20 protein-coding genes and 1 riboswitch are annotated in these 22,631 nt (G+C 55.2%); of the genes, 6 read left to right on the top strand and 14 right to left on the bottom strand.

What is annotated here, in order from left to right; translation table 11 throughout:
* The first annotated feature begins 185 nt into the window (after nt 1-185).
* Nucleotides 186-1,214 (top strand): M28 family peptidase, encoded by a 1,029-nt coding sequence (locus ACFE7X_RS01710; protein ID WP_375433924.1) that lies wholly within the window; start codon nt 186-188, stop codon nt 1,212-1,214.
* A gap of 208 nt (nt 1,215-1,422) precedes the next feature.
* Here the strand turns inward: ACFE7X_RS01710 and ACFE7X_RS01715 are convergent, their stop codons facing one another.
* From ACFE7X_RS01715 to ACFE7X_RS01755, 9 genes are all read right to left on the bottom strand, one after another.
* Nucleotides 1,423-2,328 carry an LD-carboxypeptidase gene (locus tag ACFE7X_RS01715; protein WP_375433925.1) on the bottom strand — a complete coding sequence of 302 codons (906 nt, stop codon included), beginning with the start codon at nt 2,326-2,328 and terminating at the stop codon, nt 1,423-1,425.
* 79 nt (nt 2,329-2,407) lie between these two features.
* Complete coding sequence (locus tag ACFE7X_RS01720) at nt 2,408-3,295, bottom strand: hypothetical protein (RefSeq protein ID WP_375433926.1); 888 nt, start codon at nt 3,293-3,295, stop codon at nt 2,408-2,410.
* 422 nt (nt 3,296-3,717) lie between these two features.
* Nucleotides 3,718-4,956, bottom strand: coding sequence for a homoserine dehydrogenase (locus tag ACFE7X_RS01725; RefSeq protein ID WP_375433927.1), 1,239 nt, complete (start codon nt 4,954-4,956; stop codon nt 3,718-3,720).
* Between the two features lie 25 nt (nt 4,957-4,981).
* Nucleotides 4,982-5,731 (bottom strand): ABC transporter ATP-binding protein, encoded by a 750-nt coding sequence (locus tag ACFE7X_RS01730; RefSeq protein ID WP_375433928.1) that lies wholly within the window; start codon nt 5,729-5,731, stop codon nt 4,982-4,984.
* Between the two features lie 138 nt (nt 5,732-5,869).
* Nucleotides 5,870-6,733, bottom strand: a complete 864-nt coding sequence (locus ACFE7X_RS01735; protein ID WP_375433929.1) for an ABC transporter permease — start codon at nt 6,731-6,733, stop codon at nt 5,870-5,872.
* A 59-nt stretch (nt 6,734-6,792) separates the two neighbouring features.
* Nucleotides 6,793-7,833 carry an aliphatic sulfonate ABC transporter substrate-binding protein gene (locus ACFE7X_RS01740; RefSeq protein WP_375433930.1) on the bottom strand — a complete coding sequence of 347 codons (1,041 nt, stop codon included), beginning with the start codon at nt 7,831-7,833 and terminating at the stop codon, nt 6,793-6,795.
* A 95-nt stretch (nt 7,834-7,928) separates the two neighbouring features.
* Nucleotides 7,929-8,960, bottom strand: a complete 1,032-nt coding sequence (metX, locus tag ACFE7X_RS01745) for a homoserine O-acetyltransferase (RefSeq protein ID WP_375433931.1) — start codon at nt 8,958-8,960, stop codon at nt 7,929-7,931.
* Between the two features lie 301 nt (nt 8,961-9,261).
* Nucleotides 9,262-10,650, bottom strand: coding sequence for an O-acetylhomoserine aminocarboxypropyltransferase/cysteine synthase family protein (locus ACFE7X_RS01750; protein WP_375433932.1), 1,389 nt, complete (start codon nt 10,648-10,650; stop codon nt 9,262-9,264).
* A 372-nt stretch (nt 10,651-11,022) separates the two neighbouring features.
* Nucleotides 11,023-11,136, bottom strand: a riboswitch (SAM riboswitch).
* Between the two features lie 334 nt (nt 11,137-11,470).
* Nucleotides 11,471-11,770, bottom strand: coding sequence for a LysM peptidoglycan-binding domain-containing protein (locus ACFE7X_RS01755; protein ID WP_375433933.1), 300 nt, complete (start codon nt 11,768-11,770; stop codon nt 11,471-11,473).
* Between the two features lie 238 nt (nt 11,771-12,008).
* Here ACFE7X_RS01755 and ACFE7X_RS01760 point away from each other — a divergent pair, with 238 nt between their 5' ends.
* The gene (locus tag ACFE7X_RS01760) at nt 12,009-12,416 is read left to right on the top strand and encodes a lipocalin family protein (RefSeq protein ID WP_375433934.1); all 408 of its coding nucleotides are present in this window, start codon (nt 12,009-12,011) and stop codon (nt 12,414-12,416) included.
* Between the two features lie 95 nt (nt 12,417-12,511).
* Here ACFE7X_RS01760 and ACFE7X_RS01765 read toward each other — a convergent pair whose 3' ends face one another.
* The gene (locus tag ACFE7X_RS01765; RefSeq protein WP_375433935.1) at nt 12,512-13,600 is read right to left on the bottom strand and encodes a YbhN family protein; all 1,089 of its coding nucleotides are present in this window, start codon (nt 13,598-13,600) and stop codon (nt 12,512-12,514) included.
* Between the two features lie 291 nt (nt 13,601-13,891).
* Here ACFE7X_RS01765 and dxs point away from each other — a divergent pair, with 291 nt between their 5' ends.
* Together dxs and ACFE7X_RS01775 are read left to right on the top strand one after the other, a co-directional pair.
* A complete protein-coding gene (dxs, locus tag ACFE7X_RS01770; protein ID WP_375433936.1) occupies nt 13,892-15,835 on the top strand; it encodes a 1-deoxy-D-xylulose-5-phosphate synthase in 1,944 nt (647 codons plus the stop codon).
* A gap of 224 nt (nt 15,836-16,059) precedes the next feature.
* Entirely contained in the window at nt 16,060-16,608 is a 549-nt protein-coding gene (locus ACFE7X_RS01775) for a YceI family protein (RefSeq protein ID WP_375433937.1), read from the top strand.
* 59 nt (nt 16,609-16,667) lie between these two features.
* On the opposite strand, the gene ACFE7X_RS01780 is transcribed toward ACFE7X_RS01775, so the two are convergent.
* Nucleotides 16,668-17,669 carry a hypothetical protein gene (locus ACFE7X_RS01780; protein WP_375433938.1) on the bottom strand — a complete coding sequence of 334 codons (1,002 nt, stop codon included), beginning with the start codon at nt 17,667-17,669 and terminating at the stop codon, nt 16,668-16,670.
* Between the two features lie 90 nt (nt 17,670-17,759).
* Here ACFE7X_RS01780 and ACFE7X_RS01785 point away from each other — a divergent pair, with 90 nt between their 5' ends.
* Nucleotides 17,760-18,530 carry an alpha/beta fold hydrolase gene (locus ACFE7X_RS01785; protein WP_375433939.1) on the top strand — a complete coding sequence of 257 codons (771 nt, stop codon included), beginning with the start codon at nt 17,760-17,762 and terminating at the stop codon, nt 18,528-18,530.
* 103 nt (nt 18,531-18,633) lie between these two features.
* On the opposite strand, the gene ACFE7X_RS01790 is transcribed toward ACFE7X_RS01785, so the two are convergent.
* Nucleotides 18,634-19,890, bottom strand: coding sequence for an energy transducer TonB (locus ACFE7X_RS01790; protein ID WP_375433940.1), 1,257 nt, complete (start codon nt 19,888-19,890; stop codon nt 18,634-18,636).
* Between the two features lie 143 nt (nt 19,891-20,033).
* On the opposite strand from ACFE7X_RS01790, the gene ACFE7X_RS01795 reads away from it, so the two are divergent.
* Nucleotides 20,034-20,792 carry an alpha/beta fold hydrolase gene (locus tag ACFE7X_RS01795; protein WP_375433941.1) on the top strand — a complete coding sequence of 253 codons (759 nt, stop codon included), beginning with the start codon at nt 20,034-20,036 and terminating at the stop codon, nt 20,790-20,792.
* A gap of 44 nt (nt 20,793-20,836) precedes the next feature.
* Here ACFE7X_RS01795 and ACFE7X_RS01800 read toward each other — a convergent pair whose 3' ends face one another.
* Both ACFE7X_RS01800 and ACFE7X_RS01805 read right to left on the bottom strand, forming a co-directional pair.
* The gene (locus ACFE7X_RS01800) at nt 20,837-21,976 is read right to left on the bottom strand and encodes a TonB family protein (RefSeq protein WP_375433942.1); all 1,140 of its coding nucleotides are present in this window, start codon (nt 21,974-21,976) and stop codon (nt 20,837-20,839) included.
* Nucleotides 21,977-22,151: 175 nt separating this feature from the next.
* A partial coding sequence (locus ACFE7X_RS01805) for an Asd/ArgC dimerization domain-containing protein (protein WP_375433943.1) occupies nt 22,152-22,631 on the bottom strand: 480 nt, incomplete at its 5' end.

A 22,631-nucleotide genomic window follows, 5' to 3' on the forward strand; every position in this document is an offset into this window, starting at 1 on the left:
CGTTGCTACACACCAATGCCACTAAGCTTCCGTTTGATGGGCCACCATCCAAGTGGAACCGCACCGGCACAACAATTGTCGTTCTAACTCAGCAACAACTCACCAAGCTGGTGCTTAGTGGTATATCGTTCTACGGGGCGCGGAGCGGGAGCTTCGCGCCACTGACTTACCCGCCTTTCCTTCTCATGAAATTCTTTCGATTTGCTCCCCTCGTGCTGGCGGCCCTGCTGCTGACTGGCTGCTTCGACAACAAGAAAAGCGCCACCGAAACCGCCTCGCCGGAGCATCAAAAACTGCCCGCCGCCCCAAGCTTCATCGCCGATTCGGCTTACGCTTACGTGGCCAAGCAAGTGGCTTTCGGGCCGCGGGTACCCAACACGGCGGCGCACGTCAAGACGGGCGACTGGGTTATTGGGAAGTTTAAGCGCTACGGCCTGACGGTGCGTGAGCAGCCATTTGAGGCCATGGCCTTTGATGGCAAGATGCTGCGCAGCCGCAACATCATTGCGCAGTTTCAGCCCCAGGCCGCCCGCCGCATCACCATTTTCACGCATTGGGATACGCGCCCTTTTGCCGACAAAGACAAGGAAAAAAAGAATGCGCCTTTTGAGGGTGCTTCCGACGGCGCCAGCGGCGTTGGGATTGCCCTGGAAATGGCCCGTATTTTGGCCGCCCAGCCCGACAGCCTCACGCCCGCCGTGGGCGTAGATTTCATTCTGTTTGATTCCGAGGACTATGGCTACGATTCCAGCACCCAAGGCAACCTCACCAACAAGCTAGCCAACCAAGAAATGCAAGGCGGCTCTAGCTGGTGCCTAGGCTCACAATATTGGGCCAAAAACTTGATGCCCGCCAACTACAAATCTGAGTATGGGATACTGCTGGATATGGTAGGGGCAAAAGGCGCCCGATTTACGCGCGAAGGCCAGTCCTTGCAAGTCGCCCGCGACGTAGTAGACAAAGTGTGGAACACAGCCGCACAGATTGGCTATTCTGATTATTTCCTTTTCAAGGACATGGGTGCCATCACTGACGACCACGTCTACACCAATCAGGCCGGGATACGCACCATCGACATCATTGACTTGCCGCCCTTCAGCGATCAAACTTTCCCCGCTTACCACCACACCACCCAGGACAACCTAGCCAACATCGACAAACGCACCCTGAAAGCAGTAGGCCAAGTGGTGTTGCAGACGATTTACGGCGAGTAGGTGCTCCCAGCTTATCGAATACGAAAAGCCCCGGCCATGCAAGTTGCCGGGGCTTTTTGCGTTTTACACTTTCGCCGAACTGCCATTCGCTTATACTACGCGTCGAGACGCGCAGCAGGGATGCTCCGCAAGTCTAGTTGCCGAGCGTTCGACTAGTGTTAAAGGGATTCGACAAAGGGAAAGCCTGCAAACCAATGGCTTAGCCTAGCTAGACATATTCCACCTGTGTGCCTGCTTCACTCACCGTCATTCTCGCTGCTCGCCCGCAAATCAGCGCCATGTTCTGTGGTTCGTGGCCCACGGGAAAATTGTGGGCAACTGGAAAGGCATACTTGTTGGCGTAGTGCTGAATGATTTCGTTGGGTGTCTGGCCGTAAGGCACGGTGTTGTCTTGCGGATCAGTGAAATGGCCGACGAGCAAGCCGGCGAGGTGGCGCAGCTTACCGGTGCGGTCTAGGTGCACCATCATTCTGTCAATAGAATACAGGTATTCATCGATGTCCTCGAGGAAGAGGATGCGGCCCGCGGTGGACACGTCGGAGGCAGTACCGGTAAGGGTTTGAAGCAAACTTAGATTGCCACCTATCAGTTCGCCGGTAGCGTTGCCAAAGCGGTTGAGGTGGTGCAGGGCTATGGTGTAGGCAATAGGTTCTCCAAATAGTGCCCGCCGCAAACTCTCCAACGATTCTTCCCCACCCGGTTGCCGGAAAAGGAAGGGCATCACGCCATGGATGCTCTGGTGGCCAAGCGCTAGTAAGTGGCAATTGAGGGCCGTAATATCGGAAAAGCCGGCCACCCATTTCGGATGTTGGGAAAAGCGGGAGAAGTCCAGCGAATCGATGATACGAGTGGTACCGTAGCCGCCGCGGGCACTCAGGATGGCTCGTATTTCGGGGTTATCGAGTTGCTGCTGCATGTCGCGGCGGCGCACCTCGTCGTCGCCCCCGAACTGGTGGTGCTCTACGTTCGTGCTTTCGCCTAACACCACGCGCAAGCCCCAACTTTCGAGCACTGCCACGGCGGCGGCCAATTCCTCGTGCGAGGCTTTGCGAGCAGGGCATACGATGGCAACTTGGTCGCCGGAGCGAAGTGGAGCGGGGGCAGTGGTAGGCATACAGCAGCTAGTTCGGTAGGCCGCAAACTTAAGGGCTAATCGCACTATGTTGTTAGGCAGTACAGCCCCGCTATTTCGCTTACTTCAGTTTGGCCGCCAGCAACTCCAGTGCTAACTTCCAGTGCGGCCCTTCGCGTTGCCAGACGCGCAAATAATGCCCACGCTGCTGCTCGAAATCCAGGTAGCCCAACGTGTACCCTAGCTCTCCCGAGGGCGCTACTGCCGCCTGAAAAGGTCGGAAGGTTACAGCTTGCATCGATGCAATTGCCAAGCGTTGCGCCGCCGCGCCCACATACGGAACGGTCCCTTCGCGCAAGAAACGCAACTCGTTGCCAGCCTTGGGTAAAACCGGCAGATAGGCTTGCTTTAAGCTCCTGTGCGCCCGCGCTGCAAAAGCTGCTTCTGCTTGCCGCAAGCTGTTGCGCAGGGCAACGGTATCAGCGGCGACTTGAAGCTTGGCGGGGAAAATTTTAGGATCAACAATTTCCGAGGCGCTGCCCGGAGTAGCGTAGCTGATGCCCCCGTCGTATGTCACTTGCCAGCTACCCCTAGCATCTTTTTGCCACAGCGTCACGAAGTTGCCGTAACCCACTGGCGGCTCGGCGGCGGAATTAGGATGAAACTCCACGGGCCCCGTAGTCAGGCCCCAGTCGCCGCTGGCAGCAATACGAGCGTAAGTAGGCCGCCAAGTCAGGCGACCGGGCCGCTCAGATTGCGCTGCGTAGAAGGGCCCGCCGAGCACAAATTTGTCTTCGCGAAACAAGTAGGCGGTGGCCAGAAATTTACTGAATGAGTCTTTGACGCTGTGTTGTCCGCCGTAAGCAGCAAAAGTGCGTTCCGCTTCTACAAGCGCGTGGTAATCGGTGGCTACAGTTTCCGGCCTAACAGTTTGGGAGCTAGCTAAGGGCAATACGCTGCACGTAACCGACAACCACAAAATGGGCGAAAACCGTGAAAAAGAGAGCATGATTAAATATAAGAATAAAAAGGCGCATGAATATTACCTAAAAAGTGGCCCCTATAAAAGAACGCGCGTCCAAATCAGCTATGAATCCCTTTCGGGCTTGTTTTAAGAATATATTTAGGCTGATAAAAAATCATCAGTAAGCAAGCCTCTTGTTGTAAATTTTCTGGTTTGTTTCCCCTTCATGCACGAGAAGAATAGAAGCATCCGCCATATCGAATGGCAGTCAGAGTTGCATGCTGAACTTTATATCTCTTGATACATTGAGTTGCTGCACGGCCAGCTATGACTGAGGTAGTTCAAACAAAAGAGCACTGCTTCAGAGCCAGCAGAACGATGACGAATTATCGAAATCGTTTTGCTAGCTCTGAAGCAGTGCTTCCCGTTCTATAAACTGGAAACGGCTACCTAGTAAGCCGTTACTACTACAAGCTAACCTCTTGCGTCAGGGCGGGGGTTGTTGAAGTTAGGGGGCGTACGACGCCGGTACGCACTACGAAAGCCTTGAACTTGCGGATTAGCTCCTTCACGCGCAACAGATTGGAAAGGGCCACAAACCCCACCACATACCCGTCTTCATCGGCCTCTTCCGAAATTTCACTGAAGTCTAGCGCATCAATCAGGCGGTCGTCGTCGGTGCGAAGGTAAATTTCCAGTTCCAAGTCGGTGGCATACGTGGGAGGCGAAGCAGTGAGCTTGGTATACTGATAGGAGTAGCCCTGCCGGATAGCAGCTAAGTCGGCGAGTACCGCCGAGCCGGTGGGGTGCCCGCCCGCGCCGCGCCCGCGCAGAAATTGCTCGCCCGCAAAATCTGCCTCAATCAACACGCCATTGAACTCGTGGTCGACGGCGTAGAGCGGCGACGTGGGCGCCACCAGCAGTGGGGTAACCAAAGCCGTTACGCGGCCATCGGGCAAGCGTTGCAAACCGGCTACCACTTTAATTTTACGGCCCAGGGTTGCTGCAAAGGCAATATCAATAGCATTGATGTCCTCGATGCCTAAGTTCAGTACTTCATCTGGTTGCAGGAAGGTTCCATAGGCATGCGCCGCCAGAATAACGGCTTTGGAACGCGGATCGAAAGCTCCCATATCCAAGGTAGGGTCGGTTTCGGCGAAACCTTTGGCCTGCGCCTCGGCTAGGGCGGGAGCATAGTCTGAGCCTTCTTCCCCCATGCGCGTCAGCACGTAGTTCGACGACCCGTTCAAAATACCAGTAACGCTCCGCAACGGCTCCTCCCCGAAGTACGCATCCAGGGTCCGAATGATGGGGATGCTGCCGCACACGGCAGCTTCGTAGAGCAATTTCCCGCCCGACTCCCGTTGCAGTTGCACGAGTTCGGGCAAATGGCGAGCCAGCATTGCTTTGTTGGCCGTCACGACGCGGCGGCCTTGGCGCAGCGCTTCGCTCACCAACCGAAACGCTTCGGCTGCGTCGTCAATCACTTCTACCAGCACATCGAGCGTGGCGTCATGCAACAAGTCGTCGGCGTGGAAGTCGAACCGGCTCAGGGGCAAGCTACGGGGCTTGGTGGGGTTTTTCACGGCAATGCGCGCCACCTCGAAGCCAGTTTCGGGGCGCTGTTCAAGAATATCGTAAAGGCCTTGCCCCACGCAGCCAAAACCAATGAGGCCAATGCGCAAGGGTTGTTTGTCAGCTACCATTTGAGAGAGGATTTCGATGGAAATATTAAGCGCTAGCAAGAAAAGGCTCGTCAGTAGTCACATCGAGAGCGTCGAGCAAGCGTTGTTTCCAGAGTTGGAAGTCGGGGTTGGAGCGGCGGCGCGGGCGGGGTAGGTCTACGCTCAGGGTTTGATGAATGCGGCCGGGGTGTCCGCGCAGCACCACCACCCGGTCGGAGAGGACCAGGGCCTCCTCGATATCATGCGTCACCAGCAACAGCGTGGGTTGGTCGTACGACCAGATTTCGAGCAGATGATCTTGGAGCTTCATCTTCGTGAACGGGTCGAGGGCGCTGAACGGCTCATCCAGCAGCAGCAACGCTGGTTGCGCCACCAGTGCCCGCGCAATAGCTACGCGCTGCGCCATTCCGCCGGAAAGCTGCCGAGGTAGTGCCTCGGCAAACGCCGTGAGGCCTACTCGTTCCAGCACCGCCGTGGTGCGTTGTTGCTGCTCGGGTGCCGGTAAACCGGCAATACCAAACCGCACATTCTGGCGAACCGTTAGCCAAGGCATCAAGCGGGGCTCTTGGAAAATAACGCCTACTGCCGGATGTGGCCCCGTAATGGGTTCCTCGTCAATCAATACCTGGCCAGTGGTTGGTGCATCCAGGCCGGCCACAATGCGCAACAACGTGCTTTTGCCGCAGCCACTTGTTCCCACCAGCGTCACGATTTCGCCCGGCCGTACGTGCACGTCGATGTTGTCAAGCGCCAGCACCGGCCCGAATTGCTTGCTTATATGGTTGATGCGGAGCATAGAACGAAGGCGTGAAGCAGTGTTTAAGAGTGTTAGGCGAGGCGCCGAAACATCTGGCTGGGTTTCAATCAGTGGTGTGGCAACGGCAGCGCGCTTGATGATTCAACAAGCCACGCCTAACCGCTAGACCGTACCTATTTATCCACTCACCCGGTGCGTGTCTTGCCAGCGGAGCAGACGGCGGCTGAGCAGGGAAAGCAGAGCATCGGTAAGCTGGCCGAGCACAGCGAACAGTAAGATGCTAGCCAGAATGGTTTGCGGCCGGCCGGTCATTTGGCCATCAACCAGCAGAAACCCTAAGCCCTTGTTGGCACCCATGATTTCCGCCGCCACCACGAACATCCAGCCGAGCCCTAAGCCGCTGCGCAGTCCCACAAAATAGGCGGGCAGCGTAGCGGGCATGAAAATGCGCCGCACCAGTTGTAACCCGGATAGCCGATATACCCGGCCCACTTCCACGAGCTTGCGGTCCACCCCCTGAATACCGCTCATTAAGTTGAGATACACCGGAAAAAACACGCCCACGGCAATTAAAACCACCTTCGAGGTTTCGTAAATGCCCATCCAAAGAATGAACAGCGGCACCCACGCCAACGACGGAATATTGCGAATGCCTTGCAGCAGCGGGTCGAGCAGTTGGTTGAGCGTGCGGGAGTAGCCGGTTAGTGCTCCAAACACCGTAGCCAAAGCCCCGCCTAACACGAAACCAAGGGCCACTCGCCAGAGCGTAATGCCCAGATGCTCCCACAGTTCCCCCGTCAGGGCCATTTGCCAGATGGTAGCTAACACGCGCGAAGGCGCCGGCAGCAGATTGGGTGGCAAAACGCCCACGCGCGCCAGCACTTCCCAAACAACCAGCAACACCGCTGGCAGCACCGCACCGCGTAGCCAGCCCCAACGGCCGGGCGTGCGCAACGCGGCAACTTGCCGCGTTGGCGTGCTAGCCGCAACCGGCGCCGGTACACTCGCCGCCGAAGCGGAAATAGATGAGGATTGAGACATGAACGGTGGTTAGTGGTTTGTCGTCCCGACCGAAGAGAACAACAAACGGGACTTGAAGCTTATTGGGCCGCCGTGGCTTTCACCTTGGCTGGCGTGATTTTGTCGGCAAACTGGGTATCTATCAAGTTGCTGACGGTTTGATTGATGTCTACATTCTGGTCGATGGCGCCGCTTTTCTTGAGCACGTCGCCGGCGGCGGAAATGGTGCTGCGCTGCTGCGGACCGAAGCTGATGTTGGAAAAGTCGGTGCGCTCTAGCTGCTTGACCGCTACGGCTTCGCTAAGCTTGGCCTCGGTGGCCAGCGTCTTCTTCAGTTCCTCGGGGTGCTGAAGCGCCCACTGCCGCGCTTTTTCGTAAGCAGCCAGCACTTGGTCGACTAAGGCTGGATTTTGCTTGGCAAATTCCTCGCGCACATTCAGTACGCCGTAGCTATTGAAGTCGGCGTTGCGATAGAAAAGTTGCGCCCCCGATTCCAACTCGGCTTTAGCCATGTGGGGATCCAGCCCAGCCCAGGCGTCAACGTCGCCTTTCTCGAGGGCGGCCCGCCCATCGGGGTGTTGCAACGGAATTAGCTCGATATCCTTTTCACTCAGCCCGGCTTGGTCGAGGGCGCGTAGCAGAAAGATGTACGGATCGGTGCCGCGGGTAGCCGCCACACGCTTGCCTTTCAGGTCCGCCACCGACTTGATAGTGGATTTCGGGCCGGTGCATAGTGCCGTCCATTCTGGTTTCGAGTAGATATAAATGGCTTTCAGCGGGTTGCCATTGGCTTTGCCAATCAGTGCGGCCGCGCCGGCCGTGGAGCCGAAATCGATGCTGCTGCCATTAAGAAACTCCAAGGCCTTGTTGCTGCCCTGGCTGAGCACCCATTCCACTTTGATGTTCTGTTTGGCAAGATCCTTTTCCAGCCAGCCTTGCTGTTTCAATACCAAACTCAAGGGGTTGTAGTAGGCATAATCCAGACGGATAATGTCTGGCTGCGCACTTTTGGTCTCATTGCTAATTCCTCCACATCCGGCTAACACCAGAAGCAGTGCTAGCAAGCTGCCAAAGAAAAGCAGGCGGGCAGGTTGTGTACGACGGGAGGTGTTTGGTTTCATGAGAAAACAATGAAAAAGCTATAGATATACGCCCGTCATGAGGAGCTTCCGCAGCGCATGATATTCCTTGCTGTATTCCTGTATTCGAAGCGTTGTTAATGCGCGAAGCTGAGAGCGTGAAAGCGTTCCAAGAAATGAGTGATGTGGGCCGTTTCAATCAGGAAGCCGTCGTGGCCGAAGCGGGAATCCATTTCGGCATACATGGCTCCCGGAATGTGGCGGGCCAAGAGTTGCTGTTCCGCCGGCGGGAACAACACATCAGACGTGATGCCTATCACCAGCGTCCGCGCCCGTACCCGGCGCAAAGCCGCCGCGACACCACCGCGTCCGCGCCCTACGTGGTGCGAATCCATGGCTTTGGAAAGTGCCACGTAGGTGTAGGCGTTGAAGCGAGCCACAAGTTTGTCGCCTTGGTATTGCTGGTAAGCGCTGGCGCGGAAGTCGTCTGTTTTATCGTCAGTCGGTTCTGCTTGGGTTTCGCCGTAGGCACCGTAGCTGCGGTAGCTAAGCAGCGCTATGGCCCGGGCAGCCCGCAAACCAGCTGTTCCGCCGTCAGGCGTTGCTTGGTGGTAAGTGGAGTCGGCGAAAATAGCGAGCCGCTGCGCCTCATTGAAAGCAATACCCCAAGGCGAATGTTGCGCATTGGTAGCCAGCAACACCAAGTTCTCGAACACAGTTGGCTGCTGAATAGCCCATTCCAATGCCTGTTGGCCACCCAGAGAGCCACCAATCAGCGTGTGAATCTGCGTTAAGCCTAAGTGTTGGCGCAACGCTTCGTGGGCCGCCACCAAGTCGCGGATGGTAAGCAGCGGAAACTGCTGATAGCGGGGAGCACCGGTTTCGGGAGCCAGTGAAAGAGGGCTTGTGGAGCCGTAACAAGAACCAAGCACGTTGGCGCACACCACAAACCAGTCGGCCGGGTCGAAATGACACTCTGTTCCGAACAGGCCCGGCCACCAGCTAAGTACATCGGCGTTGGCCGTGAGGGCGTGGCACACCCACACCACGTTGTCGCCGGTGGCGTTCAGCGTGCCAAAAGTGCAATAAGCTACTTCCACGCCCGCGAGTTCTTGGCCGCTTTCCAGCGTCAAAGATTCGGGCAGATGTAAGCTTTGGTTTTCAGGCATTTTGTTTGGTAATGAAGTAATGAGAGATGACTGCTATCTCTCAGGCGGCGGCTTCGCGGACGCCAGCTTGCTCGGGCATTCTGTTCTATCAAGTATCAAGTGGCTCGTTTTGCGCTATACATTTGATACCCCGCTACAAACAGCCAACGGGCTGAGCCAGTAAACCAGCTCAACCCGTGCTAGTGTGGGATAGGAATAGCGGCTCCCTCTCTCACAAAAAAACCGCTTCCCCACCCACGTGCTGCGCTTGCTGGAAGAGCCCGGCCGCCCCTCTCACGACCGGCCGGGCTGGTTCCTCTCCCTATACTTCCAGCACGGCAGCGTGTTCCACTTCCTGCTCGGGCAGTGCGTCGCCACTTGTTGCCTCGGACTGCAAAGGTGCAGCGTCGCGTACGGCGTCAAATGCCTGCTGCAAGTCGGCCTGAATGTCTTCGAAATGCTCGATGCCCACGGAGAGGCGCAGCAGCGTAGGCGTCACGCCGGCGGCACGCTGCTCCACTTCTGATAGCTGCTGGTGCGTGGTAGCCGAAGGCTGAATGATCAGCGTTTTGGCGTCGCCTACGTTGGCCAAATGGCTAACCAGCTTCAGGTTATCGATGAATTGAGTGGCCGTGTCTTTGCTGCCTTTAATGGCGAACGTGAGAACCCCGCCGGCCCCGCGCTTCAGGTATTTCTGCGCCAGTGCGTTGTAAGGGCTGCTCTTCAAGCCCGGATAATTTACGGCTTCCACTTGCGGGTGCTGTTCCAGCCAAGTAGCTACGCGCAAAGCGTTTTCTACGGTGCGCTCCACCCGCAAGCTTAGGGTTTCGAGGCCTTGCAGCAGCAAGAAGGAGTTGAAGGGGCTCTGCGAAGAACCGAAGTCGCGCAAGCCCTCTACCCGGGCCCGGATAATAAAGGCGATGTTGCCGAATGGGCCACCTATGCCGAATACATCATTGAAAATCAAGCCGTGGTAGCCTTCGCTCGGCTCCGTGAACTGCGGAAACTTGCCGTTGCCGAAGTCGTACTTGCCACCATCCACAATCACGCCGCCAATACTAGTGCCGTGGCCGCCAATCCACTTCGTCGCCGATTCCACTACGATGTGCGCCCCGTGCTCTAGCGGCCGGAACAGGTAACCACCCGCGCCAAACGTGTTGTCAACGATAAGTGGCAAGTCGTGCTTCTCGGCAATAGCGGCAATCTTTTCGAAATCGGGAATGCTGAAGCTCGGGTTGCCAATGGTTTCCAGGTAGATAGCCTTGGTTTTCTCGTCAATCAATGGCTCGAAGCTCTCTGGCTTGTCGCCATCAGCGAAGCGGGCTTCAATGCCTAAGCGCTTGAAAGCTACCTTGAACTGGTTGTAAGTGCCGCCATACAAATGGGCCGTACTCACGAAATTGTCGCCGGCCTGCAAAATGTTGTTGAGGGCAATAAACTGCGCCGCCTGCCCCGACGACACGGCCAATGCTGCTACGCCACCTTCGAGGGCCGCAATACGCTGCTCGAACACGTCGGTAGTCGGGTTCATCAGCCGCGTATAAATGTTGCCGAACTCCTTTAAAGCAAACAAGTTGGCGCCGTGCTCGGCGTTCTTGAACACGTAGGAAGTGGTCTGATGAATTGGAACAGCGCGTGAGCCGGTAGTGGGGTCGGGCACTTGACCAGCGTGAAGTTGCAGCGTCTCGAAATGATGGGTTGGAGCAGACATGATTCGACTGATTTAAGAAGTGTATGTAGGAAGAAAGAGAGTGTATCTAGCTGAAAATGAACCACAAATAATTGTGGCGGGGGTGCTCTTCCCCAACCGAAGCGCAGTGGCGCAGGGGTGGCAGAACGCAGCGCAGGTGCCGAAGGCGTACCAGTGCTACTGAGTGGCATTAAGGGGCGAGGAGGGTGCCAGGAACCGTCAGGTGGTTAACAACAGCAACAGTGGGCGCTACAACAGCGGCGCATTCGCATTCGAGCGGCCGAAATGGCAACAGTCGAAACACGAAAACCCATCAGCGAACCAGCACGCGTTGAAGCGAGCCAAGCGGATAGGAAAAGAAAAGCGGAATCTAGGTTGTTTTTCATGGTACTCAACTTATCTCTCCCGCCGATGAATGTCGGAACGGGCAGGAATTGGCACCTTTCGCTTCAACGAAGGTTGCCAGTGGGTCACGGAGCCTGTTCTCTCGCCACTTCTGTATAAATCTGAAAACTGTCCCACCGTAAGCGGGGAGTACCGGGTTGGTGATGCAAATGTAAAACCGGATTTAATATTCGCAATACAATCGAAAAATATTTTTTGTTTTCTTTTTCGCTGTATTTGTTATCTCCAAATTTATATCTATTTGTATTAAATATCGCTGATTATCAGGGCGATAAGCTTGCTTTTCGTGAGGCGTAGACAATCTGCAATAGACGAGTTTTCTGCTTTCCGATCTTCCGAAAGCCTTATTCACTGCATTGCTTGTCTGGGTTTGCGGCATAAAAAAAGCCTCTCCTACTACAGAGCGGCTTTTATAATATTTCTAAGAGAATTTTTCCTAGATCTGTGGCAGGGTCAAAACTTGACCTACCTCGATATGGTCGGGGTTGGCGCCGATGGTAGCCTTGTTGGCATCGTAGATTTGGTGCCACTTAGCGGCGTCGCCGTAGTGGTTCTTGGCGATTTTGGATAGCGAATCGCCACTTACAACGGTGTAGCTCTGGCCTTGTGCGGCTGCGGGCTGCGTTTGTTGAGCAGGATTGCCAAAGAAGTCGGTAGCACCGCCGGTAGCAGGCTTAGCAGCGGGTTCTACAGGCTTTTTTTCGCCTTCGTTCGAGAGAAAATCAAATAATCCCATGGTCGTGCGTTGGTTTAAGGTGAAAGCAGAACGCAGCTCATCTTCATGCAATTGATGGCCACGGTGTCAGGCATCATACGCTGAAGCTGGTAAGAAGTTCAGCTTCCGAAAGTCAACAGTAGAGGAGCTGAACATCTTACGGAAGCCCGTCGTAAGAAGCGCAGTATCGCTTGGGCCTGGCACGAGCGGTATCGTACTCTCTCCCACTTTCAACCAATTTGCACATCTCATGAAAACGATGGCCTCTCCCTTTCGTTATGTAGCCAGCCTGCTAATGCTGCTGGTAGTATTCACTTCTGCTTGCGGCAGCAAAGAAGGCAAAGTAGAAGGTGTTAACATGTTGTACGGCGCCGAAAGCAAGATCTGGAAAACAGATAAAGAGCTGGATGCTACCGGTGACAAAGTGAAGCAAACCGACGCGCAAGAAGATGACCGCATCACGTTCTTCGCCAACGGACAATACAATATGACTTCTTCAGCGGGGGCTGTAAACGGCAAATACACTTTCGACCAAGCCGGCAAAAAAATCGCCATGACTCCCGACGGTGCCTCCCAAAGTAACTCCTTCGATGTGGTAACACTCACGGATGATAAGTTAACCTTGAGGAGCCCTGAGGGTGCCGAACTGCGCCTCGAAAAAGAATAGCAAAAGGTGCAGCAATTAGAACTGCATTAACAACAAAAAAGTCCTTCTACCATGGTAGAAGGACTTTTTTGTGCGTGGCGGTTGACGTAAAGGACTTACGAATGCATAACGGCGGCCGCTTTGCGCGGACCAAATATCCGGGCTATCCAGCGGGGTAGAAACACGGCGCCTAGTATCAGGTACAGATAGTAGGTCACGAGGCGGTAGAGCAGCACCATGAAGTTGGTCATGGTGGGAGTGCCGATGAACTTGCCGAAGAAGGTAGGAAACGCCCCTTCTGCAATACCGGCGCCGCCGGGCGTAATGGCAATCAGCAAAATAACTTTATAGGTGAGGTTGCGGCCGAAAATCAGCCAGAATTCCGGCCAGCTGACGTCAATGAAGGCCGAAATCAAGCAGCCAATTACCAGGTAGCGGGCCGTCCAGACGAAGGCGGTACTAAGGGATGCCCGCAGCCAATAGCCCCAGCCGTTGCCGCGTAGCTCGGCGGAAGCCAGCACCAGTTCGTTGCCCATCTTGTAGGCTTTGCCGCGCAGCCGCCGCAGCCCACGCATCGAAAATAGCCGCACCAGCAGCCGCTTCACCGACCGTGGGTTGATGAAGATGGCGTAGAGCATGAGTAGCGCGTAGATGGTCACGAACACGTAGCTAGCAATAAAGCCGATGCGCAATGTGGCCACCAAGCCGCCCTGCAATGCCTCATGCGGATACAGCGCGTCGCCCCCGATGAGCACGACCAGCGGCACCGCCAGCACATAATAGAGGTTGTCGAGCATGGCGGTGGCCATGATGTAGGCCACTGATTTGCCGAGCGAAATACCTTCCTTGTGCAGGAGCAGCGGCGCAACGGCGGTGCCGCCTACGGCCGAGGGCAACACGCAAGACGAGAACTCCCAAATCATGATAACGTCGAGGGAGGCGCGCCAGGAAAGCACCTTTTGGGTGAGGTAGCGGATGCGGTAAACGTAGCCCGCGTCGCGGGCCAGGAGCACGGCCACCATCAGGAAAAGCCAGAATGGTTTGGCGTGGGTGAGGGGCGCTAAGTCGCCGGGCTTATAGCTGCGCCAGAACATAAAACCGACGACACTAAGCCCAATCAGCACCGGCAAGACAATGCGCGAAGGGCGGAGCTTGTCCAGTAATTGCTGATCTTCAGTTTGTTGATCGACAGAGGTATGGGGCATGAGGGATGCGCAGGTATCGTAAATCAAAAGTAGGCATTCTGGCAGGGTAGGGCGTTAAAGAAGCGTTAATTAAGAACGATTTAGACCTGCTACTTCTGCCCGTTGCCACCGCGGCAACTGTTGTTTTGGCTTGCTAATTGTGGGGAAGCGCCGGTTCATAAACCAACTTTCAGCTGAACCGCCCGAACAGAAAACCCGTAACTTTGGGTGTCGTACGCAGCGGGCGGCCGTGAGGTACAGTAACCTTTTCGGCAGTCGGCTGTTGCCTTATCCCATCTGCTTCCTTTATACATGATTGTCGAACCCGGTGAATTGCTGGCGGCCATAGACTCGCCCGACGACCTGAAAAAGCTCAGTCACGACCAGTTGGTTCAACTGAGCCAGGAGCTACGTCAGTTCATTATTGATACGGTTTCGATATACGGGGGGCACTTCGGGGCTTCGTTGGGCGTAGTGGAACTGACAGTGGCGCTGCACTATGTGTTCGACACGCCCCACGACCAGCTCGTGTGGGATGTAGGGCACCAAGCCTACGGCCACAAGATTCTGACGGGCCGCCGCGACCGGTTCCCGACCAACCGCCGCTACAACGGCATGTCGGGCTTCCCGAAGCGCAAGGAAAGCGAGTACGATGCTTTCGGGGTAGGCCACAGCAGCACCAGTATTGGCGCCGCGCTCGGCATGGCCGTAGCGTCGGACTACAAAGGGGAGTTCGACCGGCAACACATTGCCGTCATCGGTGATGGGGCCATGACAGCTGGTATGGCTTTCGAGGCGCTCAACCACGCGGGCGTTACCAATTCCAACTTGCTGGTTATTCTCAACGATAACTGCATGAGCATTGATCCCAACGTGGGGGCGCTCAAGGAATACCTTACCGACATTACCACGTCCCGCACCTACAATAAAGTGCGCGACGAGTTGTGGAACGTGTTGGGTAAGCTCTCGAAGTTTGGTCCGAATCCGCAGCAGATTGCCCGCAAAGTGGAGTCGGCCATGAAGGCAACGCTGCTTAAGCAAAGCAATCTGTTTGAAGCGCTGAAGTTCCGCTATTTCGGGCCGGTTGATGGCCATGATGTGCAGCATTTGGCTACCATCCTCAACGACCTGAAAAGCATCCCGGGCCCCAAAATCCTGCATTGTGTGACGGTAAAGGGCAAAGGTTACGCCTTGGCCGAAAAAGACCAAACGCTATGGCACGCTCCTGGCCTGTTCGACAAGGTAACGGGCGAAATCAGCAAGAAAACCTATTCGACGCCACAGCCGCCTAAGTACCAGGACGTATTCGGGCACACTATGATCGAGCTGGCCGAACAGAACGATAAAATCATGGGCGTGACGCCGGCTATGCCATCGGGTTCGTCGTTGAACCTGATGATGGCCGCCATGCCCAAGCGCGCCTTCGACGTAGGCATTGCCGAGCAGCACGCCGTGACCTTCTCGGCCGGTATGGCTACGCAGGGCCTCATCCCGTTCTGCAACATCTACTCGTCGTTCATGCAGCGCGCCTACGACCAAGTGCTGCACGACGTGGCGCTGCAAAACCTGCATGTGGTGTTCTGCCTCGACCGCGCCGGTTTCGCCGGTGCCGACGGCCCCACCCACCACGGCTGCTACGACTTAGCCTACATGCGCTGCGTCCCGAACATGGTGGTTTCGGCCCCGATGAACGAAGAGGAACTGCGCAACCTGATGTACACGGCTACGCTGCCCGAAAATGCCGGGCCGTTCAGTATCCGCTACCCGCGGGGCGAGGGCGTGATGCCGGAATGGCGCAAGCCACTACGCAAAATCACGGTAGGCAAAGGCCGCGTAGTGCGCGAGGGTGAAGGCGTGGCGGTGCTCAGCATCGGCCACATCGGCAACTACGCCACCAAAGCCACTCACAAGCTGGTAGCCGAAGGCCTAAACCCCGGCCACTACGATATGCGCTTCTGCAAGCCCCTAGATGAAGAGCTGCTTCACACCATTTGCCAGCAATACCAAGTAATAGTGACCGTAGAAGACGGCTGCCTGCAAGGTGGTTTCGGCTCGGCGGTGCTGGAGTTCTTGGCCGACCACGGCTACAGTGTCCCCGTCCGTCGCCTCGGCATCCCCGACCGGGTAGTAGAGCACGGTACGCAAGATGAACTTTACAAAGAGTGCGGCTTCGACGCCGATGGTATTGCTGCCGCTATGCGCGAGCTGAGCGGCAAAGTGGTAGCAAAAGCCGCCGTGGAAACCGTGTTGCTGTAGGCCGAATACCGAGCAATGGGTTTGTTTTACCAAAAGCCGAAGTAGCTGATGCTGCTTCGGCTTTCGTATTTCCGGTGGTTTTCAGGAGATTGTGATAGGGCAAGAAAAATATTTATTGATGTACGTACATCAATTTAAATAATGTATGTACATTTGTTGCGTCATCTGAAAGGGCAGAAAGCCCATAAGGTGTTTTCTAATCTATCCTATCAACGCCTACACGTATGGCAGCTACCCAATGGGTCCTCGACCCAATGCACTCCGAAGTACAGTTCAAAATCAAACACCTCGTTATTTCGACGGTAACCGGCTCTTTCAAGAAGTTTGAAGGCACTATTGAAGCCGACGGCGACTCGTTCGAAAATGCCCGCGTGCATTTGACCCTTGACGTAAACAGCATCGACACCAACCAGGAGCAGCGCGACCAGCACTTGAAAGCGGACGACTTTTTTGCCGCCGCCACCTATCCCAACATTATATTCGAATCAACCTCGTTCGCCAAAACGGGCAGCGATACGTATAAGGTTGCTGGCAATCTCACCGTTAAGGACGTAACCAAGCCCGTAACGCTGGACGTGGATTACGGCGGCACAGCCACTGATTTCTATGGTAACACCAAAGCGGGCTTCGAAATCACCGGCAAAATCAACCGTAAGGAGTTTGGTTTGACCTGGGAAGGCATCACTGAAGCTGGCTCTATTGTAGTAGGCGAGGAAGTGAAGCTGTCGGCAAGCGTACAGTTCGCTAAGCAAAAAGAAGAAGTACTCGCCTAAACGAGTTTTGAATAGAATTACAGTAAAAAGAGTAGGCCACTTCAGGTGGTCTGCTCTTTTTACTTATGGTTGTTAGCAACGGGTTGACTACCTCCGGCTTCACAGCGCCGCTGGATAACGGTTAAAATTCGCCGCTGGATTTCACTCATCACATAATCAGTCCAGAGGCCAGCGTAAGGGTTGAGGCGGGTACTCAGGCGCTGCTGGCTATAAAGAATAAGCCGTGTATGGCCGGCTGTGGCGGCCTCTAATTCATACGTGCCCCGTAGCACATCAAAGAATCGTCCGCCTACTGTTACGTGCTCGTCGAAGGTGGTAGGAGGGATGGTAACTGTATTGGGTACGATGCTAAACGACAAGCGGCGTTGTGGCTCCCAAACGTCAACCGTCTCAATGAATTCGACGCCGCGCTCAAAAGTAGCGTGACGGATGCCGCCAATGCCTTCGTGGGTTAGCGTGGCTTCGACGGGGCGCGGAAAACCGATGTTATCTACTAAACTTGAGCCTAAGTCAGTTGCCTGAATAGGTGGAACACGGATAATATTCTGCCATACTACGTCGATTGGCGCTGCAATTACCACCATGTTTTCGACGCGTCGCAGGTCGTCGGGCGCAGCAAACCGGCTTTCGACCGGGGCCATCAGGAAGGGAAGGAGGGCAAAAATAGCAAGCGTGTAGGTCTTGTTTCTGTCAGGTTTATTTTCGGTGAGGCGTATGTAGAGCATTGCCCCCACCCAAGCGGTGACCAAGAACAACGGCGAAATAATCAGCACGCAAATCAGGCCTTCTAAATGCAGTAGCAGAGCCATGAACAAGAATAGCACGACTGTTAGGAAGGGGCTCCACACCGTACGCCATTTCCACTTCGCTGTAGGAGGCGTGAAATGGGCCGTTGTAGCTCCAAGAGCCATTGGGATGAGCACTAAAAAACACAGCATGAGCAGCCCGCCCGCATCGTTTAACAAGTGACTGGCGAAGGCGAAACGGCCAAGCAGGGCAACAAGTAAACCAGCTGCAACTGCAATGGCATAATGGAAATTGTGCCGTTCGATAGAAGACATGTGGATAGCGTAGCGTGATAACAAGCAAATGTGCGTAATTGTGCCGGTTCATCAATGCAGCCGCATGCGTGCGTAGCGGCGTCATTCCTCATGTCTTCTCAACACCCTACTATCGTGTTTCTCCACGGCTTTGCCGAAAGCCGAGAGATATGGACTGATTTCACGCGCGAGTTTCCCGCTGGCTATCGGCTGCTAATGCTCAACCTGCTCGGGCACGGCACCAATGTGCACGACGTGCGCGACTACAGCATGGAGGCGCAGGCCCGCTACGTAGCCGAGCAATTGCGCCAGAAAAGCGTGGAAAAGGCATTGTTGGTGTGCCACAGCATGGGCGGCTACGTGGCGCTGGCTTTTGCCGAGCGTTACCCCGAGCAAGTAGCGGGCCTGGTGCTATTCCATTCCACGGCCCTCCCCGACACCGACGAGAAAAAAGCAAACCGCGACAAGAACATAGATTTCGTGCGTCGCCACGGCGTTGAGAAATTTATGGAGTCGTTTATCCGGCCGCTGTTTGCGCCTGCCAACCGGGAGCAAATGCGGGAGCAGCGCGAGTTTCTGGAAGACATTGGCAAGTCCACGCCCGCGGCCACGGTGGTAGGCGCGCTCGAAGCCATGCGCAACCGCCCCAACCGCACGCAGGTACTAAAGGAGACCGAGTTTCCAGTGCTTTTTATCGGGGGCAAAGACGACGTAGCCGTTACCGTGGAAAGCTTGCTGCCACAACTGGCCCTGCCCGCCGAAAGCTACGCCCTGCTGCTAAGCGACGTTGGGCATCTTGGCTACTTCGAGGCCCCGGAGCAAACGCGCCAAGCCGTGGTAGATTTTGCAAGTAGGGTGTATAGGGCACAACCGAATCTGTAAACCAGTTCCTAAAAGCGTTGTCTGGGTTTGCCAAACAGCAACGAAAAGCCCGCTCTACAGCTAGAGCGGGCTTTTCGTTGCTAGCAGAAACTAGGCGAGCCGCCTACTTAATAGCAAATGACACCGGTAAAATGTAGAACACTTTCACCGGCTTGCCCTGATTCATAGCGGGCGTTGCGGCTGGCAACTGCTTACGAGCAGCTTGCAAGACAGAATCACTGAGTTCCGGACCTGGGGAGCTAAGTATCTCGGCTTGTTCGAAAACGCCTGCTTCATTGATTACAAAATACACCTGTACTACACCTTGAACTCCTCTGCGCAGTGCTAGTGCCGGGTAAGTTGAGGCGCGCTGTATGTTGGCCTCAAGGCCATTCGGCGAGTTAAATGTGGGCATCTGCTCGGCATACGGATATATTTTCTCGGAGCTAGGCTTTGTCAACGAGAATACCACAGGCAAGACAAAGGAATTGCTGGTGATAGGAACCCCATCCTTGATAACCGGACTCCACGCAGGCATAGCGCTTATCCATTGCAAAGCTGCTTGCTCCAATAGCTGACTGATTTCTTTGCTGCTAGCGCGGGGCCGCGAATTGACTCGCTGCTGAGCGGTGAACGGCACGAAAGGCTTCGCCTCCAGCACTTTTCCCTCTCTATTCAATCTTACTTTAATAAATACTCGGCCTTCTGCCTGCGCGGCTCGCGCAGCTTCTGGGTAAGGAGCAGATTCCAGGTAAGTAAGCAATGCTTCGGGGCCACCTGGATACGTAGGTCCGACTCGGCCTTGAACCGCATTGGGATGTGGAGTCGGCTTTGCGGTCAGCATAGCAAAGCTGATGGGTACCGTCAGGGCAACGGCGACGGGCTTACCTTGGTGCTGCCCTGGCTGCCAGCTTGCAGGCATAGCAGATATTACGCGTAGAGCTTCTTGGTCTAGGGCAGCATGCGCACTCTTTACCACCTGGACCTGCTCCACTTGGCCTTGCGTGTTCACTACAAAAGTGACGAACACCTTACCGGTTGCACCTGCCTCAATGGCCGCGGCTGGGTAGCGGGTAGTACGTCGGATGTACGCCATTACCGAATCAGTTCTGCCACCTCTGAACGTGGGCATTTGTTCGGCATACCTTAGTACTGGCGGATTGCCTGCTTCGTTGGCAGGTGCGGTAGTGGTTTGGGCAATCAGATTGGTTGTTGAAATAAGTAATGTCCCAGTTAGATGGGCGTAGCACCAGATTCTCTTCATAGTAATTATGGGATTGGCAAACAGTTGGATAAGAAGGCTTGAAGGTAAATATTTAAAATCACCCGCATTAAATGGTGTATAGTGTTTGTGTGAATATTGCAAAACAGCTACAAGCACAGCGCAAAGTAGTGTCTGATAAGGGGAAGGAAGTATTTATCCGTTGAAGCACCTCCGCGTTAACGCTTATGCTGAGTTGCGCGTAAACTCGCGCGGCCACTCAGCTTGCTGGGTGGCCGTTCTTTTTTGCTGCCCACTTCTTTATGGCTGATTTGAAACCTACTGTTGTCTTTTTGCATGGCTTTTTAGAAAGCAGCGAAATCTGGAACGACTTCCTGCGCGACTTTCCCACCGACTACCGAACCCTTTGCCCCAACCTGCCGGGCTACGGCCCCAATGCTACTCCCCCCACCGACTATTCGCTGGAAGCCGCGGCAGAGTCGGTGCAGCAGTACTTAGCCGATCAGCAAGTGCACCGCGTGCTGCTAGTTGGCCACAGCATGGGCGGCTTTGTGGCCTTGGCCTTTGCCGAAAAATACCCAGGGCAAGTGGCGGGCCTGTGCTTGTTTCACTCCTCGGCTTCCGCCGAAAAAGAAGAAGACCACGAGCGGCATCAGCGCAACCGTGACTTTCTAGAGCAACACGGGGTAGTGGCGTACACCGAAGAGTTTCTAAAGCCGCAGTTTTCGTCGAGCCACCGCGAATCCATGACCAACGAACTTGCCTTACTGCAACGCATAGCCGCCGACGTACCACTGGAAACAGCTTTAGGCAGCCTCGAGGCCCTCACGCGCCGCCCCGAACGGTACGCCGTGCTGCGCAATGCCACCTACCCCGTGCTCTTCATTGCTGGTAAGGACGACAAGGCGGTTCCGCTTGAAAAAACGCACGAAGAAAGCTTGCTAGCCGACCATAGTATGGTGTTGTGGCTAGCTAACGTAGGCCACGTGGGCTTTCTGGAGCGCCCCGCCGACACTCGACGAGCCATAGAGGGCTTTGCAAAGTTGGCCTTTCAGTTGTAGCGCAAAACCCAACGAGCAACGAACAGCCAGTGCCTTACAGGGTTTTACTTGATCTTAAAGGTGAAAGGCACCACATAAAACACCTTCACTGGCTTGCCGTTCAGCTTTGCAGGTGTTGTGGCTGCCGGTTGGCTGAGCGCCGCTTCCAAAACGGCCTGATTTAACTCCGGTCCAGCCGACCTAACCACTTGGGCTTGTTCGAGCGCGCCGGCTTCGTTGACTACAAAATACAGATAAACGGTGCCTTCCATGCGGTTGCGCAAAGCTTGAGCAGGGTATTTCAAGGAGCGCTGTATCTTGGTCTGGATGTCGTATTTGTCGGTTGGCGTGTTGAACACCGGCATCTGGTCGGCGTAAGGATATACCTTCTCTTTGGGAATTGCTGAAGGCGTGGGGTTGAATACGAGGGGCATCACGAACGGGTCACTTTCGACGGGCGCACCATCTAGGCGGGCGGGTGTCCAGGCAGGCATGGCTTGTATCCACTGCGTTGCAGCTTGTTCTAGCACTAGTTTCGCCGCGTCAATGTCGGCCCGCGGCGGCGGGTTTTGTTGGGGCTTGCGCATAAGCGGCCCAATCGGCTTCACTTCTAATACCTTTCCTTCTTTGTCTAGTTTAAACTTGATAAATACCCGCGCATCCAGTCCCACCGAGCGGGCAGCTTCCGGGTACGGAATGGCCCCCAAGTAAGTTAGCAGTGCTTCGGGGCCACCCGGATATTGGGCAGCCAAAGCTGGAGCAAGACTTGGCTGTTGAATAGCAAAGCTGATGGGTACCGTCATGGCCACAGCCACTGGCTTGCCCTGCTGCTGCCCCGGCTGCCAGGTGGACATGCCCGCTACTACCCGCAACGCTTCTTGGTCCAGCGCCGGATGGACGGGCTTTACCACCCGCGCCTGTTCCACTTGTCCCTGCACGTTAACCACAAACGTGACGAATACCTTGCCACTAGCGCCTGCCTGAATAGCTTCGGCCGGATAACGAGTGCTCCGCCGTAGATACGCCACAATTGAATCGTTGCCGCCCCCATTGTAGCGTGGCATTTGCTCTGCAAACGTGTAAACCTGCGTTGCATTGGGTGCCGTTGTCGGCGGCTGAGTGGTTTGAGCAAACAAGCGGGTAGCAACAACGAGCAGTAGCCCTGTCAGCGCACTGCAATAGCGAGCTTTCTTTATGGGGTTCATTGACGTATGAACGGAAAGATAGAAAGTTGAGTGTTCAAGGTAGGCGTTTTCACTTACTATGTTTTGGTTGCTGCGGGCCGTTCACTAAGGCGTAGCACAAGCGAAAAGCAGGTAGCAAAAGAGCCTCTCAAACTATGTTTGAGAGGCTCTTTTATATTATAAATTAAAGCTATAATCAAACGGTGGCGGCTACTTCCTGTAGCAAACCCATCTTCATCATCACCTCGGCAATTTGCACGGCATTGGTAGCGGCGCCTTTGCGCAGGTTGTCGGCTACCACCCACATATTGAGGGTGCGGGGCTGCGTTTCGTCGCGACGGAGACGACCGACAAGTACGGCGTCGCGGCCGTGGGCATCCTTGGGCATGGGATACTGGTTGTTGGCTACGTCGTCAACCACTTCTACGCCTTCGGTGTTGCGCAGAATCCGGAACACGTCTTCCAGTTCAAATTCCTGCTCGAACTCCACATTCACGGCCTCGGAGTGGCCGCCCATTACCGGAATGCGCACGGTAGTGGCCGTTACCCGGATGTTGTCGTCACCCATGATTTTCTTGGTTTCCTTTACCATCTTCATTTCCTCCTTGGTGTAGCCGTTGTCTTCGAACACGTCGATGTGGGGCAGCACGTTCAGGTCGATGGGGTGGGGGTAGGC

The sequence above is a fragment of the uncultured Hymenobacter sp. genome (assembly GCF_964242765.1).
Taxonomy (GTDB): domain Bacteria; phylum Bacteroidota; class Bacteroidia; order Cytophagales; family Hymenobacteraceae; genus Hymenobacter.

Excerpts from the sequence above, each read along its gene's own strand:
- ACFE7X_RS01710 (WP_375433924.1), top strand. The coding sequence starts at position 186 with ATGAAATTCTTTCGATTTGCTCCCCTCGTGCTGGCGGCCCTGCTGCTG.
- ACFE7X_RS01715 (WP_375433925.1), bottom strand. The coding sequence starts at position 2,328 with ATGCCTACCACTGCCCCCGCTCCACTTCGCTCCGGCGACCAAGTTGCC.
- ACFE7X_RS01720 (WP_375433926.1), bottom strand. The coding sequence starts at position 3,295 with ATGCTCTCTTTTTCACGGTTTTCGCCCATTTTGTGGTTGTCGGTTACG.
- ACFE7X_RS01725 (WP_375433927.1), bottom strand. The coding sequence starts at position 4,956 with ATGGTAGCTGACAAACAACCCTTGCGCATTGGCCTCATTGGTTTTGGC.
- ACFE7X_RS01730 (WP_375433928.1), bottom strand. The coding sequence starts at position 5,731 with ATGCTCCGCATCAACCATATAAGCAAGCAATTCGGGCCGGTGCTGGCG.
- ACFE7X_RS01735 (WP_375433929.1), bottom strand. The coding sequence starts at position 6,733 with ATGTCTCAATCCTCATCTATTTCCGCTTCGGCGGCGAGTGTACCGGCG.
- ACFE7X_RS01740 (WP_375433930.1), bottom strand. The coding sequence starts at position 7,833 with ATGAAACCAAACACCTCCCGTCGTACACAACCTGCCCGCCTGCTTTTC.
- metX (WP_375433931.1), bottom strand. The coding sequence starts at position 8,960 with ATGCCTGAAAACCAAAGCTTACATCTGCCCGAATCTTTGACGCTGGAA.
- ACFE7X_RS01750 (WP_375433932.1), bottom strand. The coding sequence starts at position 10,650 with ATGTCTGCTCCAACCCATCATTTCGAGACGCTGCAACTTCACGCTGGT.
- ACFE7X_RS01755 (WP_375433933.1), bottom strand. The coding sequence starts at position 11,770 with ATGGGATTATTTGATTTTCTCTCGAACGAAGGCGAAAAAAAGCCTGTA.
- ACFE7X_RS01760 (WP_375433934.1), top strand. The coding sequence starts at position 12,009 with ATGGCCTCTCCCTTTCGTTATGTAGCCAGCCTGCTAATGCTGCTGGTA.
- ACFE7X_RS01765 (WP_375433935.1), bottom strand. The coding sequence starts at position 13,600 with ATGCCCCATACCTCTGTCGATCAACAAACTGAAGATCAGCAATTACTG.
- dxs (WP_375433936.1), top strand. The coding sequence starts at position 13,892 with ATGATTGTCGAACCCGGTGAATTGCTGGCGGCCATAGACTCGCCCGAC.
- ACFE7X_RS01775 (WP_375433937.1), top strand. The coding sequence starts at position 16,060 with ATGGCAGCTACCCAATGGGTCCTCGACCCAATGCACTCCGAAGTACAG.
- ACFE7X_RS01780 (WP_375433938.1), bottom strand. The coding sequence starts at position 17,669 with ATGTCTTCTATCGAACGGCACAATTTCCATTATGCCATTGCAGTTGCA.
- ACFE7X_RS01785 (WP_375433939.1), top strand. The coding sequence starts at position 17,760 with ATGTCTTCTCAACACCCTACTATCGTGTTTCTCCACGGCTTTGCCGAA.
- ACFE7X_RS01795 (WP_375433941.1), top strand. The coding sequence starts at position 20,034 with ATGGCTGATTTGAAACCTACTGTTGTCTTTTTGCATGGCTTTTTAGAA.
- ACFE7X_RS01800 (WP_375433942.1), bottom strand. The coding sequence starts at position 21,976 with ATGAACCCCATAAAGAAAGCTCGCTATTGCAGTGCGCTGACAGGGCTA.